The organism is Burkholderia sp. LK4, assembly GCF_001043615.1.
Lineage (GTDB): Bacteria > Pseudomonadota > Gammaproteobacteria > Burkholderiales > Burkholderiaceae > Burkholderia > Burkholderia cepacia.
In genome coordinates, this window is sequence record NZ_LDUL01000050.1 from 40514 (window position 1) to 57384 (window position 16871).

At 67.0% G+C, this 16871-nt stretch carries 20 protein-coding genes; 12 read left to right on the forward strand and 8 right to left on the reverse strand.

Going from position 1 to position 16871, the window contains the following annotated elements:
• Position 1: 1 nt before the first annotated feature.
• On the reverse strand, positions 2–553 hold the full coding sequence (locus tag VK92_RS25085; RefSeq protein ID WP_027786763.1) for a periplasmic heavy metal sensor: 552 nt from the start codon (positions 551–553) through the stop codon (positions 2–4).
• Positions 554–777: 224 nt separating this feature from the next.
• Between VK92_RS25085 and VK92_RS25090 the strand changes: the two genes are divergently transcribed.
• Entirely contained in the window at positions 778–1503 is a 726-nt protein-coding gene (locus tag VK92_RS25090; RefSeq protein ID WP_021158495.1) for a response regulator, read from the forward strand.
• Positions 1487–2803: an ATP-binding protein gene (locus VK92_RS25095; RefSeq protein ID WP_048025378.1), complete on the forward strand. Its 1317-nt coding sequence runs from the start codon at positions 1487–1489 to the stop codon at positions 2801–2803. The genes VK92_RS25090 and VK92_RS25095 overlap by 17 nt, the downstream gene beginning before the upstream one ends.
• A 42-nt stretch (positions 2804–2845) precedes the next feature.
• Here VK92_RS25095 and VK92_RS25100 read toward each other — a convergent pair whose 3' ends face one another.
• Positions 2846–3112 carry a double-stranded DNA-specific endonuclease gene (locus VK92_RS25100; RefSeq protein WP_027786765.1) on the reverse strand — a complete coding sequence of 89 codons (267 nt, stop codon included), beginning with the start codon at positions 3110–3112 and terminating at the stop codon, positions 2846–2848.
• 510 nt (positions 3113–3622) lie between these two features.
• Here VK92_RS25100 and VK92_RS25105 point away from each other — a divergent pair.
• The 5 genes from VK92_RS25105 (at position 3623) to VK92_RS25125 (ending at position 8764) form a co-directional block, all read left to right on the forward strand.
• Complete coding sequence (locus VK92_RS25105; protein ID WP_021158500.1) at positions 3623–5380, forward strand: ABC transporter permease; 1758 nt, start codon at positions 3623–3625, stop codon at positions 5378–5380.
• A gap of 22 nt (positions 5381–5402) precedes the next feature.
• On the forward strand, positions 5403–6740 hold the full coding sequence (locus VK92_RS25110) for an ABC transporter ATP-binding protein (protein WP_021158501.1): 1338 nt from the start codon (positions 5403–5405) through the stop codon (positions 6738–6740).
• A 145-nt stretch (positions 6741–6885) separates the two neighbouring features.
• The gene (locus tag VK92_RS25115) at positions 6886–7461 is read left to right on the forward strand and encodes a hypothetical protein (RefSeq protein WP_131723306.1); all 576 of its coding nucleotides are present in this window, start codon (positions 6886–6888) and stop codon (positions 7459–7461) included.
• 64 nt (positions 7462–7525) lie between these two features.
• Positions 7526–8008: a tetratricopeptide repeat protein gene (locus tag VK92_RS25120; protein WP_048028495.1), complete on the forward strand. Its 483-nt coding sequence runs from the start codon at positions 7526–7528 to the stop codon at positions 8006–8008.
• A gap of 69 nt (positions 8009–8077) precedes the next feature.
• Complete coding sequence (locus tag VK92_RS25125; RefSeq protein WP_027786772.1) at positions 8078–8764, forward strand: hypothetical protein; 687 nt, start codon at positions 8078–8080, stop codon at positions 8762–8764.
• Positions 8765–8833: 69 nt separating this feature from the next.
• On the opposite strand, the gene VK92_RS25130 is transcribed toward VK92_RS25125, so the two are convergent.
• The gene (locus tag VK92_RS25130) at positions 8834–9328 is read right to left on the reverse strand and encodes a hypothetical protein (RefSeq protein ID WP_021158515.1); all 495 of its coding nucleotides are present in this window, start codon (positions 9326–9328) and stop codon (positions 8834–8836) included.
• A complete protein-coding gene (locus VK92_RS25135) occupies positions 9325–9876 on the reverse strand; it encodes a hypothetical protein (protein ID WP_021158516.1) in 552 nt (183 codons plus the stop codon). Before VK92_RS25135 ends, VK92_RS25130 begins: the two co-directional genes overlap by 4 nt.
• Positions 9877–10164: 288 nt before the next feature.
• On the opposite strand from VK92_RS25135, the gene VK92_RS40580 reads away from it, so the two are divergent.
• The 3 genes from VK92_RS40580 to VK92_RS25145 all read left to right on the forward strand — a co-directional run bounded on the left by VK92_RS40580 (position 10165) and on the right by VK92_RS25145 (position 12511).
• Positions 10165–10362, forward strand: coding sequence for a hypothetical protein (locus tag VK92_RS40580; RefSeq protein WP_021158517.1), 198 nt, complete (start codon positions 10165–10167; stop codon positions 10360–10362).
• Positions 10363–10503: 141 nt separating this feature from the next.
• The gene (otsA, locus tag VK92_RS25140; protein ID WP_048025379.1) at positions 10504–11925 is read left to right on the forward strand and encodes an alpha,alpha-trehalose-phosphate synthase (UDP-forming); all 1422 of its coding nucleotides are present in this window, start codon (positions 10504–10506) and stop codon (positions 11923–11925) included.
• Positions 11918–12511: an AAA family ATPase gene (locus tag VK92_RS25145; protein WP_048025390.1), complete on the forward strand. Its 594-nt coding sequence runs from the start codon at positions 11918–11920 to the stop codon at positions 12509–12511. Before otsA ends, VK92_RS25145 begins: the two co-directional genes overlap by 8 nt.
• A 24-nt stretch (positions 12512–12535) precedes the next feature.
• Here the strand turns inward: VK92_RS25145 and VK92_RS25150 are convergent, their stop codons facing one another.
• Together VK92_RS25150 and VK92_RS25155 are read right to left on the reverse strand one after the other, a co-directional pair.
• Positions 12536–13903 (reverse strand): MFS transporter, encoded by a 1368-nt coding sequence (locus tag VK92_RS25150; RefSeq protein WP_034195743.1) that lies wholly within the window; start codon positions 13901–13903, stop codon positions 12536–12538.
• 159 nt (positions 13904–14062) lie between these two features.
• Positions 14063–14443: a DUF5594 family protein gene (locus VK92_RS25155; protein ID WP_048025380.1), complete on the reverse strand. Its 381-nt coding sequence runs from the start codon at positions 14441–14443 to the stop codon at positions 14063–14065.
• Positions 14444–14560: 117 nt separating this feature from the next.
• Between VK92_RS25155 and VK92_RS25160 the strand changes: the two genes are divergently transcribed.
• On the forward strand, positions 14561–14962 hold the full coding sequence (locus VK92_RS25160; protein WP_021158522.1) for a hypothetical protein: 402 nt from the start codon (positions 14561–14563) through the stop codon (positions 14960–14962).
• A gap of 206 nt (positions 14963–15168) precedes the next feature.
• Here VK92_RS25160 and VK92_RS25165 read toward each other — a convergent pair whose 3' ends face one another.
• Positions 15169–15474 (reverse strand): hypothetical protein, encoded by a 306-nt coding sequence (locus VK92_RS25165; protein WP_021158523.1) that lies wholly within the window; start codon positions 15472–15474, stop codon positions 15169–15171.
• A gap of 142 nt (positions 15475–15616) precedes the next feature.
• Between VK92_RS25165 and eco the strand changes: the two genes are divergently transcribed.
• Positions 15617–16117, forward strand: coding sequence for a serine protease inhibitor ecotin (gene eco / locus VK92_RS25170; RefSeq protein ID WP_021158524.1), 501 nt, complete (start codon positions 15617–15619; stop codon positions 16115–16117).
• A gap of 35 nt (positions 16118–16152) precedes the next feature.
• On the opposite strand, the gene VK92_RS25175 is transcribed toward eco, so the two are convergent.
• Entirely contained in the window at positions 16153–16767 is a 615-nt protein-coding gene (locus tag VK92_RS25175) for a TetR/AcrR family transcriptional regulator (protein ID WP_048025381.1), read from the reverse strand.
• Between the last annotated feature and the right edge of the window lie 104 nt (positions 16768–16871).

Here is a 16871-nt window from a genome sequence, read left to right on the forward strand (position 1 = left end):
CTTACTGCGCCGGTGCCGACGCGGCCTTGGCCGCGCGATGCTGCTGCCAGCGCTCCTTCATCTTCTCGTGGCGCTGTTCCATCTTCGCGAACTGCTGCTTGAGCGCCGTGCTGACCGTGGTCTTCTGCTGGTCGTTCAGGCCGTTGTAGAACGCGAGCCACGCGGCGGACGTCTGCTCGCGCAGTTGCGCGTTCTGCTGCTCGGCCTGCTGGCGCGCGGCGTGCATCGCGCTCAGGTCGAGGATCGGCTGGTTCTGCTGCGCCTTGAACTGTTCGCGCATCTGCTCGTGGCTCTTGCGCATCGCGTCATGGTTCTGCTTCATCGTGTTGACGGCGGCCTGCCACTGCTGTTCCTGCGATGCGTTGAGCTTAAGCTGGTCGTGCAGTTTCATGATCACGCCGAACGGGCCGCCGTCGTGCCCGCCGTGCATCTGGTGGGCGCCGGGGCCGCCCGGAGGCGGCATGTCGCCGGGTTGCGCGGCGTGCGCGGTGCCGAATGCGAGAGCGAGCACGGTGGCGGCCGCGATGGCCACGCGGGAAGTCTTCTTATACATTTCAGAAACTCCTTGTATCCAAAGGGTCCGGCGATGCGGTGCCGGGAAAGTCGGGTACCGCATCCGGTAAGACGCAGGTTAGCGATGCAGGCTCCGGCCGGTGTTACGTGGGGCGGCGGCCCGGTTACCGCGCATTACAGTTCCCTTGCGCGGTAACCCGCAGTAACCCTTTCGTCCCTTTGTTTCGTTCTTCGACTCCGCCCTCGCGCGGTAAACTTCGAGCCATGACTACCCAGATCCTCATCGTCGACGACGACCAAGAACTCCGAGACCTGCTGCGCGACTATCTCGTGCGCCAGGGGATGGAAGTGTCCGTGCTGCACGACGCGGCGACGCTCGAGAAACGCCTCGAGCGCGAGCGGCCCGACCTGATCGTGCTGGACCTGATGATGCCGGGCGTCGACGGCCTGACCGCGCTGCGCCAGTTGCGCGCGGCCGGCGACGACATCCCCGTGATCATGCTGACCGCGCGGGCGGACGACGTCGACCGCATCGTCGGGCTCGAGCTCGGCGCGGACGATTACCTCGGCAAGCCGTTCAACCCGCGCGAGCTGCTCGCGCGCGTGCAGGCCGTGCTGCGCCGCCGCCGCGCGACGCCGTCGGCGGCGGCGCCCGAGCAGCGCGAGCCGTTCGGATTCGGCCGTTTCGTGCTCGACTTCCAGGCGCGTACGCTGTCGGTCGACGGCAAGCCGGCCACGCTGTCGAGCAGCGAATTCGCGCTGCTGAAGATCTTCGTGAACCATGCGCTGCGCACGCTCACGCGCGAGCGGCTGCTCGAGCTGCTGCACGGGCCCGAGTACGACGGCACCGACCGCGGCATCGACGTCCAGGTGTGGCGCCTGCGCCGCATTCTCGAAACGGATCCGTCGACGCCGCGCTTCATCCAGACGGTGCGCGGGCGCGGCTACGTGTTCGTGCCCGACGGCGAGGCCCATGCGCAAACCCATTGATTCACTGTTCGGGCGGCTGGCGCTGCTCGTCGTTGGTGTCCTGCTCCTGTCGCACTTCGCGTGGTTTTTCGCGATGCGGCTCGAGCGCAGCCAGATGCAGACGCGCTACGCGGTCGAAGAGGCCGCGTTCCTGGTCGACGCGGTACGCCAGCACGTCGAGCGCACGCCCGACCAGCCGTTGCCGTCGCGTGTGCGGCTCGTGGCGCCGGACAGCGCCGACGTGCCGAACGGCGATCCGTCGAACCTGCCGGCGGCGCTCCGGCGGTTCCGCGACGACGTGAGCGAGCGGATGCCGCCCGGCACGCGCGTCGAGGTTGGCGCACCCGGCCATCCGCCGGTGCTGTGGGTGAAGGAGCCGACCGACCGCAACTGGATCGTGGTGCCGGTGCAGCCGCTGCGGCCGCCGCGCTCGCTCGACCGGATGCTGCTGTGGCTCGGCACGATTTTCTCGGCCGGCGTGATTGCCGCGCTGTTCGCGGCCTGGCAGCTGCAGCAGCCGCTGCGTTCGCTTGCGCGCGCGGTTGCGCGCTTCGGCCGCGGCCAGCCGGTGCCGCCGTTGCGCGAGCGCGGCCCGCGCGAGCTGCGCCAGCTCACGCATGGTTTCAACCAGATGGTGGAACAGGTGTCGCAGGCCGAAAGCGACCGTGCGGTGATGCTGGCGGGCGTGGCGCACGACCTGCGCACGCCGCTTGCGCGGATGCGGCTGCGGGCGGAAATGATGGACGACGTCCGGCTGCGCGACGGCGTCGTGCGCGACGTCGATTCGATGTCGCACATCGTCGACCAGTTTCTGGTGTTTGCCCACGGCGGGTCCGATCGCAGCGAGCCGGTGCCGGTCGATCAGGCGTGCGAGCGGATCGCACGCAGCTATCGCGCGGTCGCGCCGAACGCGCCGACGGTCCAGACCCGGCTCGACGCCGATCCGGGCTTCCGCCTGCCGACGGCGACGCTCGACCGGATCCTGTCGAACCTGCTGGACAACGCGCATGCGTACGGTGCGCCGCCCGTGCTCGTCGAGACGGCACGCACGCCGGCCGGTTATGTGCTGTCGGTCAGCGACAGCGGCGGCGGGATCGCTCCGCGCGATCTCGCGGCGGCGACACGGCCGTTCGTGCGGCTCGATCCCGCACGCGGCGGGAACGGCCACAGCGGGCTCGGGCTCGCGATCGTCGAGCGGCTCGTACTCAGGCTGGGCGGGGCGTGCGACATCGGCAACCGCCCCGAAGGCGGCCTGCGTGTCTCGATGACGTTCCCGTTCGAGGCCGTGCCGAAGGACGAACCCCACGCACAGGCCGCATGAGCGGCTGCGGCGCCGGCCCGGCCGGGCTGGCGCCGCATGGCATCATTCGCCGAACAGCGTGCCGAGCGTCTCGGCCGCGTTGCTGTCGATGGTGTTGTAGGTCACGCTGGTGGCCTCGAAGATGTAGACGGTCGTATACCGGCCGAGGCGCTCCAGGATTTCTTCCTGCAGCGATTCAGGCACGACGTTCATGTTCAGGTACCATGCCGTCGACGACAGCCGCGTCTGGAACGACCCGTATTCCTGCATCAATTCGTAGAACGCGTCGGCATCCTGATCGCGGCAGACGATCACCAAGTTTCCTGCCATTCCCTTTCCTCCCGCTCGTCGATCGATCCCCAGGGCCTGCGGACACCGGGAACGCGCATGCGTTGCCATCGGTACGGCCGCCACCGACCCCCAGGGGCCAGCCCCGATCATACCCGCTTAGTCGTATCGGGCCGATGACGCCCGACATGGTTTGCGCGTGCGTGCGGCGGGCGGGTTCCCGGCCGGGCCGGATCACGGCATAATTCGGGCCTGCGTGCCGGCCGAAGGAGTGCGGCCGGGCTGCTTGTACCGCGCACCCGTCATTCGCCCGCGCGTCAGGCACGATCCGTGCGCCGCCTGCGCCGTTCCCGGACGGTTGTACCTGAAATACAGGTTGGTGTAGTGTCGTGCCGTCGCGGGCCGGCACGTCCGGCGCGCGGCAGCGCGTGCACGCACGGCGCACCGCGCTCGCGCGCGATCGTCAGTCAATCGAATTACCGCACCCGTGCGCTTTGCCATGAATCAACATCGACTGCCGGCTTCGTTCGGCCTTACCGGGGAGGGCGCCTGATGGACGTCGGATTCTTCAATCCGAACCGGACCGCCAACGCGTCCGCGTGGCGCGTTCTGCCGAACCGGTGGGATTTCATCGCGTTTCCGCTGATCATCTGCCTGATCGCGATGGCGGTCGTCGGTTTCCACGAAACGATGGCGCCGATCGGCACCCTGCAGACGCAGAAGATCTCGCTCGACCCGTCGAACCTGCCCGAATACGCGTTGCGCACCACGCTGCGGATGCTCGCCGCGATGGTCGCGTCGCTCGCGTTCACGCTCGTCTACGGCACGCTCGCGGCCAAGAGCCGCCGTGCCGGCATGGTGCTGATCCCGATCCTCGACATCCTGCAGTCGGTGCCGGTGCTCGGCTTCATCTCGTTCACCGTCACGTTCTTCCTCGCGCTGTTCCCGAGCCGCGTGCTCGGCGCCGAACTCGCGGCGATCTTCGCGATCTTCACGAGCCAGGCGTGGAACATGACGTTCAGCTTCTACCAGTCGCTGCGCACGGTGCCGCGCGACCTCGACGAAGTGTCGCGAGGCTTCCACCTGACGTCCTGGCAGCGCTTCTGGAAGCTCGAAGTGCCGTTCTCGATGCCCGGCCTGATCTGGAACATGATGATGTCGATGTCGGGCGGCTGGTTCTTCGTCGTCGCGTCGGAGGCGATCACCGTCGGCAACCAGACCATCACGCTGCCGGGCATCGGCGCGTACCTCGCGCAGGCGATCTCGGACAAGAACTTCGGTGCGATCGGCTGGGTGATCCTCACGATGACCGTCGTGATCCTCGCGTACGACCAGTTCCTGTTCCGCCCGCTGATCGCGTGGGCCGACAAGTTCCGGATGGAGAACACCGCGTCGGGCGACGCGCCGCAATCCTGGCTGCTCGACCTCGTCCGCCGCACGCGCCTGATTCATCAGCTGCTCGTGCCGGCCGGCTGGTTCTTCGCGAAGGCCGCGCGGATTCCGCTGCGCCTGCCGCTGTCGGGCGCGATGCGCTTCACGCTGCCGAAAGTCGAGAAGAAGGCGTCGCGCACGGTCGACATCGCATGGGCCGCGCTCGTGCTGCTCGGTACGGCCTATATCGTGTGGCGCGTCGTCAGCTTCGTCGCGACCGGCGTGACGATGGCCGAGGTCGGCCATGTGGTCGTGCTCGGGCTCATCACGCTGCTGCGCGTGGTCGTGCTGATCGCGATCGCGTCGGTCATCTGGGTGCCGATCGGCGTGTGGATCGGGCTGCGCCCGCGGCTCGCCGAGAAGCTGCAGCCGCTCGCGCAGTTCCTTGCCGCGTTCCCGGCGAACCTGCTGTTCCCGGTGTTCGTGATCGTGATCGCGCGTTTCCACCTGAACGCCGATATCTGGCTGTCGCCGCTGATCGTGCTCGGCACGCAGTGGTATATCCTGTTCAACGTGATCGCCGGCGCAACGTCCTACCCGAACGACTATCGCGAAGCGGCGACCAACTTCCGGATCCGCGGCTGGCAGTGGTGGCGCCAGGCGATCCTGCCCGGCATCTTCCCGTACTACGTGACCGGCGCGATCACCGCATCGGGCGGCGCGTGGAACGCGAGCATCGTGTCGGAAGCCGTGCAGTGGGGCAATACCAGGATCGAGGCGCACGGCCTCGGTGCCTATATCGCGCAGACCACCGCCGCCGGCGATTTTCCGAAGATCATCCTGGGCATCGCCGTGATGTCCCTGTTCGTTACCCTGTTCAACCGCCTGCTGTGGCGTCCGCTGTATGCCTTCGCCGAGGCGAAGCTGCGGCTCGACTGAGACCGATTGAGAGCGAAACGCGATGCACAATCCGAATGCTGTAAACGCCCCCGTCCAGACGAACCAGCCGCCGCGCCTCGGTGAGGAAATCCTGCGCGTCGATCACGTCTGTCGCGGCTTCAACAAGACGCAGGGCGAGCTGCTCGTGCTCGACGATGCAAACCTGTCGCTGCGCGAAGGCGAGATCGTCGGCCTGCTCGGCCGTTCCGGCTCGGGCAAGTCGACGCTGCTGCGCATCATCGCCGGGCTGATCGAGCCGACCGGCGGCGAGGTGACCTACCTCGGCAAGCCGCTGCGCGGCCCGGCCGAAGGCGTCGCAATGGTGTTCCAGACCTTCGCGCTGTTCCCGTGGCTCACCGTGCTGCAGAACGTGGAAGCCGGGCTGGAGGCGCTCGGCGTCGGCGCGCGCGAGCGGCGCGAGCGTGCGCTCGCCGCGATCGACCTGATCGGTCTCGACGGTTTCGAGAACGCGTACCCGCGCGAGCTGTCGGGCGGCATGCGCCAGCGTGTGGGTTTTGCGCGCGCGCTCGTCGTCGATCCGACGATCCTGCTGATGGACGAGCCGTTCTCCGCGCTCGACGTGCTGACCGCCGAGACGCTGCGTACCGACCTGCTCGACCTGTGGACGCAAGGCCGCATGCCGATCAAGTCGGTGCTGATCGTCACGCACAACATCGAGGAAGCGGTGTTCATGTGCGACCGGATTCTGGTGCTGTCGTCGAACCCGGGCCGCGTGATCGCCGAGATCAAGGTGCCGTTCAAGCATCCGCGCAATCGTCTGGACCCGGCGTTCCGCAAGCTCGTCGACGACATCTACGCGAAGATGACCGCGCGGCAGACCGGCGAAGCGACGAAGAAGGGGCTCGAGCTCGGCAGCTGGCTGCCGCAGGTGTCGACCAACCTGATGGCCGGCCTGATCGAGACGCTCGCGATGGCGCCGTACCACGGTCGCGCCGACATGCCGGAAATCGCGCGTACGCTGCACCTCGAGGTCGACGACCTGTTCCCGATCGCCGAAGTGCTGCAATACCTCGGCTTCGCGGACGTGCGGGAAGGGGACGTGTTCCTGACGCCGCCGGGGCGCGTGTTCGCGGAATTCGGCACGCAGGAGCGCAAGTTGATGTTCGCGGATCACCTGCTGAAGCACGTGCCGCTCGCTGCGCGGATCAAGAAGGTGCTGAACGAGCGCCCCGGCCATCGCGCGCCGCGCGTGCGCTTCGAGCAGGAGCTGGAGGATTTCCTGTCGGACGGTGCCGCCGAGGAAACGCTCGACGCGGTGATCGACTGGGGGCGTTACGGCGAGATCTTCTCGTACAACGACCAGACGGAGATTTTCAGTCTCGAGGACGTCGAGAGCTGATGCTGGCGGGGCGACTCCTGCGTATCCCGCCGGAATCGCCCGGATGCCCCGAGCGGCTCGATGCTGCCGTCGCGGGCCAAGGGCCCGCGGCCCGACCCCGGCGTTCGCAACGGGCGCCCGGCCACTGATACCTGATTGTCGGATCGTGCGCCTGCCGGAAGCGCTGCGAATGATGTTCGGCGACGATGCCGCGCCCGGTTTCACTCTTCGGCGACAACGCTTCGTTCACCTCGGACACCGTCCACCACTTCACCACATGTCAGAGAGTCTCTATTCTGTCGCTGCTGGTATGCACGACCTGGTGGTCGTGTCCGTCATCGATTCGCCGAGTCCGCACGTTTTTCGCGCAAAAATCGAGCAGATCTATTCCTGCGGGAAGGGCATCACGCCGGATCGTCTCGGAACGGAGTTCGAGTTTTACAGCGGGCCTGCGACGTGGGGGAACGTACCGCTCCAGATCGGGGAGCGGGCGTTGCTCTTCGTGCATCAGGTGTCCGGTGTGTTTAACGAATATCCATGGCGCGGCCACATGGTTCTGGAGGAAATTGACGGTGAATCGTACGCCCGATTACAGATTCCCGAGTTGTGGTTGAGGGACGATCTGCCGGAAGCCGTGAAAGCTGCGGCGGCTCCTCATCCAACCAGGCGAAACGCATCGATTGTCAGGTTCGGTGCGCTCGAGAACTACCTGAAAGGGCTCATCGAGAAAGCGGTTCGCTGAGCCGGGGCGGCTTCCGGACAGCGAAGCGGATAATGCGAGTGCGAAGTTTTTGGAGCTGAATTGAATGACCGATAAGAACCCCGATTTTTCACCGATGCGCATGCGGGCACGCGGATTCGTGTCGCAGGGGCGCATCGAGGATGCGCTCGGACTGTACGGCGACATCCTGAAGGTGGCGCCGGAAGACGCGGCGACGTATGCCGATCGCGGCACGACCTTCGCGATGATCAAGAAGACAGCGCTCGCGCTGAACGATCTGAACCGGGCCATCGAGCTGGGCTACACGGATCCGTCGGCGTATTGCACGCTCGCGACGATTTACCTCGAAGGCGGCGCCTACCAGAAGTCGCTCGATTACTTCGACAAGGCGCTGAAGCTCAATCCCGACCAGCCTTTCGTCTATTTCAATCGCGCCAGGGCATACGAGACGCTGGGTGATATCAACGCGTCGATCGCCGATCTCGAGCGGTGCCTGACTTACGACCCGGACGATGCGCTGTCCGCGAAGATCAAGGAAAGGGTGGCGCAGCTTCGCGCGCGTCTGTAACGGCTGCCTCCGGATGTGAAGTGTGCGGTACCCGGCCCGGAATCCGGGCGAATGGCTTGGGGAGTCGTGATGTTGAAGCGGGACAGCTTGCCGTATTCCGTGCTGCCTTCATCGTTGGCAGCATTGATCTCAGAGACTGATTTTCTGACGGCGTTCGAGAATGCGGAGTCGCAAACCGTCATCGTTTGGTATGTCGACGCACGAATCGGTCGTCAGCACGAAATCGAGTTTTCCCCGAGGCTAGGGCGTCTGCTGTCGCGCGGCGAGCGCGAAGCGCAATTTCCGCCGGAGCGTCAGATGGTGCTGCAAGACGGGATCCGCGTGCACGTAGGCAATAGGCTCGAGGCCGATACCGACGTTCGCTATGAAACCTATACCGCACACGATCCGGTGACGTCGTCGAAGCTTGCCGTCGGCGAACAGATGTTCTTTGTGCCGTTTCTGGACGAGCCCGAGCCGGTCGTTCGGCAGGCAATCGAACGAGCGAAGTTCCCGAATACGTATGCGGGATGGAGCGCAATCGAGCGCACTCGTTATTGGGTGGGCGTGCTGTATCGTGCGCGACGCCAGACGGGGGAGTCGGGTATCAACGAAGACGAAGCCTTTCGGCCCGCAGTGTTGAAGCACATGAGGGCGGTGGATCCTGATGTCGATGGCATGCTTGCGGCGGTGCTTGCCGAGCTGAGTCGAATGGAAATGATCGCCCCGGATATCATGCGGGCTGCGTTCAATCGACGTACAGGCGCGTCGATCTGATCGCCCGGACCACCAGTGTGTCCGATGAGCGACGCGCATTGATTGACCGACGCGCCGCACACCGCACCGCTACTGCAAATTCCCCCACCGATCGACGGCCGGCTCCGCCGACGCCCACTTCCAGTGCGTGCCTTGCTGGCACGCATTCGCGAAAAACCAGTCGGCCTTGTCGCCGTCCTTCACCGAGAACGCGAATTCCTTGCACAGCGCGAGCGCCGACGAATACGCGCGCGTGACGCGCACTTCGCCTTCGCCGTTTTCGAGCGGCAGCGTGTTCTTCACCTTCCACGGCTTCACTTCGCCGACGGCGAGACTGCCGGCCGTCTTCGCGATCGCGTCCTGCTGATTCTGATGGAGTTGTTTCATCGTGCGGTTCACGGCTTCGTCGGTCGCGGCCTGCACGGCGATCCCGACGCCGACGCCGACCGCCGGGTTCGCGGTCACGAGGCCCGTCGCGGCGCCGGCAAGCGCGCCGCTCGCCGCGCCGACCGACCCGCAGCCCGACAGCGTGGCCGCCGCCGCGCACAGCGCGCCGATGGCCGCGATACGGATCGCGACGCTCATTGCAGCGAGCCCCAGCGTTCGGTTGCCGGTTCCGCCGACGCCCATTTCCACACGGGGCCGTCGCGGCAGATCGTGGCGACGTAGAACGCCGATTGCGCGGCCTTGTCGGCTTTCGCGGGCGTGTCGACCGCGAACACGATTTCCTTGCAGTCGAGCGGGCCGATGCTGATCATCCGGCTGACCGTCACGCGGCCCTGTTCGTCGTCCTCGATCGGGAACGAGTGGTGCGTCGACCACGGCGCGACGCCGCCCACGTCGAGCGGGCCGGCCGCCTTCGCGATCTGTTCCTGTGTGTAACGGTGTGCGACGCGCTGCGAGTACTGGACGCCCGCACGCGCACCGGCGACGGCGCCGAGGCCGATGCCCGTCGCGACGGCGGCGTTGTTGGTGACCTTGGAGGCGATCGCGGCACCCGCGATACCGGCGCCGGCTGTCGCGCCCTCGCTGTACAGCGAGTTGCAGCCGGACAGCAGTGCGGCCGTGGCGATCGCGGCCAGCACGACGCGCGCCGGGATGGCCCGGCGCGGCGATTCGAAACGAGTGTTCATCCCTGAGTGCAAGTCCTGTCTGGGTGAGCGGCAACGCGTGCGCGCCCTCATGCCGCGTCATTGTTTCGCAATTGTCATAGGAAAAATGCAAAGCTTTGACAAATCGCCGGACGGCATCCCGCGCGCGTACGCGCGGCGCTATTGTCGGACAGGTGGATCGGGAGGGGTCGAAACGTTACAAATTGAAGGTAATTGTTACTTTGGCGTGCAAGGAAGCGACCTAGACTTTTCAGTTATGGAATGTTTCTACGACGGCCTCGGGCCGCGCCGCACATGAGACACCCGGCCATGCGACGTTCGAAACGGTTTTCGCCCCGGCCGCCCGACGCAGGGGCGGATCGCCCGCATCCGCAGACCGACGCGCCATCGGCACCGCCAGCCGGTGCGCCCGGCGAGACGCCGTCCGACGGCGATCACAATCAGGGCGGTGCCCGCCCGGAAGGGCTCGACTATCAGCGGGATCTCGGTCAGGAGCAGGACGCCTGATGTCGTTGCCGTCGTATTCCGCCGCAGCCTTTCACACCTGCATTTCTCACGTCTGAATCGCCGCACGGCCGCCTTCGGGCCGCCGTGCCAGCCTTGGCGCGCGCCGCGCGCCAGCCCATCGAATCGAGGAGGGAAAGCCGCATGAGCAGATTGATCGTGGTATCGAACCGTGTCGCCGCCGGCGAGGACACGCGCCCGAGCGCCGGTGGCCTGGCAGTCGGCGTGATGGACGCGCTGAAGGAAACGGGCGGCGTCTGGTTCGGCTGGAACGGCGAGATCGTCGGTGCGCCGGATGCCGAGCCCGCGATCCAGCGAGACGGCAACGTGACCTATGCGACGGTCGGGCTGACCCGGCGCGACTACGACCAGTACTACCGCGGCTTCTCGAACGCGACGCTGTGGCCGGTGTTCCATTACCGCGGCGATCTCGCGCGCTTCGACCGCCAGGAGTACGCGGGCTATCTGCGCGTGAACGCGATGCTGGCGAAGCAGCTTGCCGCGCTGCTGCGCCCCGACGACCTGATCTGGGTGCACGACTATCACCTGCTGCCGTTCGCGCATTACCTGCGCGAGCTCGGCGTGAAGAACCCGATCGGCTTCTTCCTGCACATTCCGTTTCCGTCGCCCGACATGCTGCGCCTCGTGCCGCCGCATGAGGAACTCGTGAAGTTCATGTGCGCATACGACGTCGCGGGCTTCCAGACCGAGGCCGACAAGCAGGCGTTCACCGACTACATCGAGCGCCGCGGGATCGGCGCGGCGAGCGACGACGGGATGCTGCATGCGCACGGTCGTGTCGTGAAGGTCGCCGCCTATCCGATCGGCGTCTATCCCGACGCGATCGCGCAGGCGGCCGTCCAGTACGGCGCGCGCAAGCCGGTGAAGATGCTGCGCGAGGCGCTCGACGGCCGCAAGCTGGTGATGAGCGTCGACCGCCTCGATTATTCGAAGGGGCTCGTCGAGCGCTTCCAGTCTTTCGAGCGGATGCTCGCGAATGCGCCCGGCTGGCAGGGGCGCGTGTCGCTGCTGCAGATCGCGCCGCCGACGCGTTCCGACGTGCAGACCTATCAGCACATTCGCGAAACGCTCGAAGGCGAGGCCGGCCGCATCAACGGCCGCTTCTCGCAGCTCGACTGGACGCCGATCCAGTACCTGAACCGCAAGTACGAGCGCAACCTGCTGATGGCGTTCTTCCGGATGTCGCAGGTCGGCTACGTGACGCCGTTGCGCGACGGGATGAACCTCGTCGCGAAGGAGTACGTGGCATCGCAGGATCCGGCCGATCCGGGCGTGCTCGTGCTGTCGGAGTTCGCGGGTGCGGCGGCCGAGCTGACCGGCGCGCTCCTCGTCAATCCGTACGACCTGTCGCAGATGGCCGAGGCGCTCGAGCGCGCGCTGTCGATGCCGCTCGCGGAGCGGCAGGCGCGCCACGAGGAGAACCTCGCGAGGCTGCGCGGAAACGACCTGTCGGTCTGGCGCGATACGTTCGTCGCCGACTTGCGCAGTGTCGCGGCCGCCGCGTCGGTCACGCGGCGCGCGGGCCGGCGGGTCGTGCATGCGTGAGGTCGTACAGGGGCCCGGCGCCGCCGGCGACACGAGCGACGACGCCACCCGCCGCTTTTTCGTCGTGACCGGTGGCCCGGGTTCGGGCAAGAGCACGCTGCTCGATGCGCTCGAGCGCGCCGGTTGCGCGCGCTCGCAGGAAGCCGGGCGGGGCGTGATCCGCGACCAGATGGCGATCGACGGTCACGCGTTGCCGTGGCGCGACCCGGCCGCGTTTGCCGAGCTGATGCTGAGCTGGGAGATGCGCTCGTACGATCTCGCGCGGCATGCGCGCGGGCCCGTGTTCTTCGATCGCGGCGTGCCGGACGTGATCGGCTATCTGCGGCTGACGGGGCTGGCCGTGCCCGCGCATGCGGAGGCCGCGGCCAACCGTTTCCGCTATCACCCGCGCGTGTTCATCGCGCCGCCGTGGCCGGACATCTATGCGCAGGACACCGAGCGCCGGCAGGATTTCGCGGAAGCCGTGCGCACCTACGACGCGATGGTCGAGTGCTACACGTCTTACGGCTATCGGCTGATCGAACTGCCGCGCGAGAGCGTGCAGGCGCGTGTGCGTTTCGTGATGGAGGCGCTCGACGCCGAATGACGCGCGGGGCGGCGCGCGACGGTGTCAGGTTGCCGCGTCCGGTCGCGGCGACGCGATGCGCAGCATGCTGACGAGCGCGGCCACCGCCGCGAATGCCGCGGCGACATAGAGCGCAATCGTCGGCCCGCGATCGGGGACGAGCCCGAAAATCAATGCGACGAGCGCGGCGCCGAGCGTCTGCCCGGTCAGCCGCGCGGTGCTCAGCATGCCGCCCGCGCCACCGCTGCGCTCGCGCGGCGCCGACGACAGCATCGCGCGGTTGTTCGGCGACTGGAACAACCCGAAGCCTGCACCGCACAGCGCCATCCGCCACACGATGTCGACGGTGCCCGGGTGCGCGCCGATCGTCGCGAGCGACAGCAGCCCGGCCGCGAACAGGGCGAGCCCGATTCCGCCGAGGATGCCCGCCGAATAACGATCCGACAGCACGCCCGCGAGCGGCGCGGCGAACACGATCACGAGCGGCCACGGCGTCATGTAGAGGCCCGTCTCCACCTGAGAGAAGCCGAGCGAGTGCTGCAGCCAGAACGGCAGCGCGACGAACGCGAGCATCTGCGACGTGAACGACGCCATCGACGTATAGATCGACAGCGCGAACATCGGGATGCGCATCAGGTCGACGGGCAGCAGCGGCGCCGGCTGCGACAGCTGGCGCTTCACGAAGAAGTAGCCGACGACGAACGCGACGGCCAGTTCGGCCGCGACGTACGCATGGCCTTCGCCGTGGCCGAGCCCGTCGACCGCCGTGATCAGCAGACCGAACACGCACGCGTTCATCAGCGCGCTCGGGAAATCGTACGGTGCATCGTGCAGCGGGTTGGACGGCAGCGCGCGCAGGCTGCCGATCACCGCGGCGATGCCGATCGGCACGTTGACCGCGAAGAGCCACGGCCACGATGCGAACGACAGGATCGCGGACGCGACCGTCGGCCCGATCGCCGACGACAGCGCCACGACCATCGCGTTGATCGACAGCCCGCGCCCGAGCATCGACGACGGGTAGATCATCCGCACGAGCGCCGCGTTGACGCTCATGATGCCGGCCGCGCCGAACCCCTGGATCACGCGCATCACGGCCAGCATCGGCAGCGAGCCGGCGAGCGCGCAGCCGAGCGACGCCGCGGTGAACAGCGCGAGCCCCGCGACGTAGATGCGGCGATAGCCGATGCGCTCGCCGAGCGAGGCGAGCGGCAGCAGCGTGATCGTGACCGCGAGCTGGTATGCGTTGACGATCCAGATCGATGCGGCGTCGGACGCGTGCAGGTCGCGTGCGATCGTCGGCAGCGCGACGTTTGCGATGGCGCCGTCGAGCACGGCGAGCGTGATGCCCAGTGCGACGCAGAGGATCGCCCAGTAGCGTTGCGGAAGCGGCAGGCCGGTATCGGCGTTCATGGCGGGAGCAGATGCGTGGTTGTCCGCGCGCCCGGCTGCCGGTTGCGTGCGCAACCATGCGGGAGGGTGGAGGCGGCGATGAGCGGCCCGGCCGGCGCAATTGCGCCGAGGCGTGGCCGGCCGAGTGTATCACCGGGCCGCATGGCGCGACGCCGGCACTCAGCCTTCGAAGTCGAGGCCGCCGAGCCGCACGAGCGGGTCGGCTTGCGTGCGCGACAGGAGATCGATGTCGCGCGCGCCTTCCCATGCGCCCAGTTTTTTCGGGAGGGCAGCCAGGTAGTGCTCGAAGCGCCGCGGGCCGTCCGGTTCCATCAGCCGCTCGATTTCGTCGGTATCCCAGGTCAGTTCGAGATTCAGCGGATGCTCGAAGCCGCTGACATGCTCGTGCGGTGTGCTGCGGATCTGCACGCGCGTCGGGTGCCCGTGGCCGCCATACGGGACGACGTCGGTCAGCACGTGATCGGCGAAGAAGGCGGCGATCGCCTGTGCGATGCGCGGGGCGAATTCTGTATCGAAACGGCGGGCGGTTTCGGGCTGCATGAAGGCGTCTCCTGTATGCCGAAAATCCTAGCATGGCGGCGCCGCATTTCGGTGTGCGTGACAGCGGTAATCGCGCGTTACCACTTGCTGCATCTATTACGGCCGCCTGCCGCCACAATGCATCGCATCCAGTACCACTTCGCGTGGGAGCCCATCATGAAAAAAATTGCCGCAGTGTGTGTCCTCGCCGGTTCGCTTGCCGTGGCGGGTCCGGCGTCCGCGCATGGCCGCGACGGCGGCGCCGTCATCGGCGCATTGATCGGCGGCGCGGTGCTGGGCGCGATCGTGACGTCCGCGATGAATCCGCCCGTCGCGTATCAGGCGCCCGTGTACCAGGCTCCGGCCTATCAACCGCCGACGTACTACCAGGCACCCGCGTACCAGCAGCCTGCCTATCCGACCTACCAGCAGGCGCAGTACCAGGACGACGGCCCGAACTACTGCTACGACCGCTACCAGCGCGCGTACGTGTGCGGCGCGCCGGTGCGGGGCGGCTACGCGCAGCCGGCCGGGTGGTAAGCGGGCGGATGCGTGACGCGTGAACGGCCGGTGCCGGGCGGCCTGCGCCGCCGACGTTCGCTTCGCCGCACCGGACGACAAAAGGCCCTCGCTTCGTGCGAGGGCCTTTGTCTTTTGCGCGGGAGTCCGTTCGTCTGAGTAACACAAGACCGGCGCGACCGCCCATCGGCGGGCCGTGCGCGGATACAAACGGTTGCAATTGTGCGTCAGTGGCGATGGCCGCCGCCTCCGCCGCCATCGTTCCAGTCGCCGCGGCGACCGCCGCCGTGCCCCCAGCCGTTGCCGCGGTTGCCGCGATCGCCGTCCCAGCGATGGTAGTCGCGCCGGCCGCGATCCCAGTCGCGTCCGCCGCCACCGCCCCAGATGTTGACCGTGCCGTACACGGGGGACGGCGCGTATGCGTAGCCCGGATCGGAATAGTAGGGCTGGCCGTAGCCGTATCCGGCGTCCGGGGCGACGACGCAGCCGGCCAGCAAGGTCGCGACGCCGGCGGCAGCAATGAGCTTCAGCATGATGTTCTCCGTTGGTTCCCCTATAAGTACCGCGCAAGGGGATTGCCAGCTGTTTGCAATTGTGTCGTCAAATTACGGCGCCGTAAGGTCATGTGACGAAAGTGTTAGCATCCGGAGCTCATTTGTTTTCAGGAGTACCTCGATGAAATTCGCGATCCGGGCCGCGCTGGCCGCCTTGTGCGTGACGACTGCCGCCGCCTGCGTGGCCGCGCCTGCTTCGGCGCCCGCCGTGCCGGCCGAGTCGATCAAGATGTTTCCGCAGGCAGCGGCCGGCCAGCAGCGCGTCGTGATCGCGCTGCCCGCGCTCGAGAACGAAGGCGATGCGCGCGTCGAGCTGATGATCGGCAAGACGTTGCAGACCGACTGCAACCAGCAGTGGTTCGGCGGCGAGCTGACCGCCGAGGACGTGAAGGGCTGGGGTTATACGTACTACCAGCTCACCGACGTGAAGGGCCCGGCGTCGACGCTGATGGCGTGCCCGGGCCAGGCGCCGCAGCAGCGGTTCGTGCAGGTGCGCGGCGATGGCCAGCTGCTGCGCTACAACAGCCGCCTGCCGCTCGTCGTCTATGTGCCGGACGGTTTCGAGGTGCGTTATCGCGTGTGGCATGCGTCGAAGGACGTGCAGCACGCTGAAAGGCAGTAACGCGCGGGGCGGCCGTGTGCGGCGGCGTCCTGCCGCTACGCGCCGCCCATACCGACGAGCGCTGGCCACGCGGCCAGCGCAGCCATCGCGACGGCCTCGAGATCGCGACGGCTCGCACCATCGCGCGCCTGGATCGACATCCCCTGCTGGACGGTTACGTAGTACCGCGCGATCGCGTCGAGGTTCGCGTGCGCCGAGATCTCGCCGGTCGCGACACCTTGCCTGAGGCGCTCGCGCAGGCTCTCGACCGTGCCCTCGCGCATCGCGATCAGCGTTTGCCGAACCGTATCCGAGCGCTCGGCCGGATGCAGCGCCGACAGTACGACCAGGCAGCCAGCCGGCTTCGACCGCCGCGTGAACACGCGTGCGGTATCCATCAGGTAGTTCCGCACGGCGTCGTGTGCGCTGCCGGCCTCCTCGACGCCCTCCCAGATTTCTTTTCCCTCCGTTGCTCGGTAGTGCTCGAGCGCCTGCCGGAACAATGCTTCCTTGCTGCCGAACGCCGCATACAGGCTCGGCGATGCGATGCCCATCGCGGCCGTCAGGTCGGTCATCGACGCGCCCTCGTAGCCGAGGCGCCAGAACACCTCCATCGCGCGTTCCAGCGCGGCTTCCTTGTCGAAGCTCCTCGGTCGGCCCCGTTCAGCCATTGCGTCCGTTCCTTCGTCGATATCTGTATCGATCGATAAAATAAATCAATTGACTGTGCCGCGCAACTTGCCACATTCTGTGTCGCTCGTTACATAAATGAGGA

Excerpts from the sequence above, each read along its gene's own strand:
- eco (WP_021158524.1), top strand. The coding sequence starts at position 15,617 with ATGAAATTCGCGATCCGGGCCGCGCTGGCCGCCTTGTGCGTGACGACT.
- VK92_RS25100 (WP_027786765.1), bottom strand. The coding sequence starts at position 3,112 with ATGGCAGGAAACTTGGTGATCGTCTGCCGCGATCAGGATGCCGACGCG.
- otsA (WP_048025379.1), top strand. The coding sequence starts at position 10,504 with ATGAGCAGATTGATCGTGGTATCGAACCGTGTCGCCGCCGGCGAGGAC.
- VK92_RS25105 (WP_021158500.1), top strand. The coding sequence starts at position 3,623 with ATGGACGTCGGATTCTTCAATCCGAACCGGACCGCCAACGCGTCCGCG.
- VK92_RS25135 (WP_021158516.1), bottom strand. The coding sequence starts at position 9,876 with ATGAACACTCGTTTCGAATCGCCGCGCCGGGCCATCCCGGCGCGCGTC.
- VK92_RS25085 (WP_027786763.1), bottom strand. The coding sequence starts at position 553 with ATGTATAAGAAGACTTCCCGCGTGGCCATCGCGGCCGCCACCGTGCTC.
- VK92_RS25095 (WP_048025378.1), top strand. The coding sequence starts at position 1,487 with ATGCGCAAACCCATTGATTCACTGTTCGGGCGGCTGGCGCTGCTCGTC.
- VK92_RS25155 (WP_048025380.1), bottom strand. The coding sequence starts at position 14,443 with ATGCAGCCCGAAACCGCCCGCCGTTTCGATACAGAATTCGCCCCGCGC.
- VK92_RS25130 (WP_021158515.1), bottom strand. The coding sequence starts at position 9,328 with ATGAGCGTCGCGATCCGTATCGCGGCCATCGGCGCGCTGTGCGCGGCG.
- VK92_RS25175 (WP_048025381.1), bottom strand. The coding sequence starts at position 16,767 with ATGGCTGAACGGGGCCGACCGAGGAGCTTCGACAAGGAAGCCGCGCTG.
- VK92_RS25145 (WP_048025390.1), top strand. The coding sequence starts at position 11,918 with ATGCGTGAGGTCGTACAGGGGCCCGGCGCCGCCGGCGACACGAGCGAC.
- VK92_RS25125 (WP_027786772.1), top strand. The coding sequence starts at position 8,078 with ATGTTGAAGCGGGACAGCTTGCCGTATTCCGTGCTGCCTTCATCGTTG.
- VK92_RS25165 (WP_021158523.1), bottom strand. The coding sequence starts at position 15,474 with ATGCTGAAGCTCATTGCTGCCGCCGGCGTCGCGACCTTGCTGGCCGGC.
- VK92_RS25110 (WP_021158501.1), top strand. The coding sequence starts at position 5,403 with ATGCACAATCCGAATGCTGTAAACGCCCCCGTCCAGACGAACCAGCCG.
- VK92_RS25120 (WP_048028495.1), top strand. The coding sequence starts at position 7,526 with ATGACCGATAAGAACCCCGATTTTTCACCGATGCGCATGCGGGCACGC.
- VK92_RS25090 (WP_021158495.1), top strand. The coding sequence starts at position 778 with ATGACTACCCAGATCCTCATCGTCGACGACGACCAAGAACTCCGAGAC.
- VK92_RS25160 (WP_021158522.1), top strand. The coding sequence starts at position 14,561 with ATGCATCGCATCCAGTACCACTTCGCGTGGGAGCCCATCATGAAAAAA.
- VK92_RS25150 (WP_034195743.1), bottom strand. The coding sequence starts at position 13,903 with ATGAACGCCGATACCGGCCTGCCGCTTCCGCAACGCTACTGGGCGATC.
- VK92_RS40580 (WP_021158517.1), top strand. The coding sequence starts at position 10,165 with ATGCGACGTTCGAAACGGTTTTCGCCCCGGCCGCCCGACGCAGGGGCG.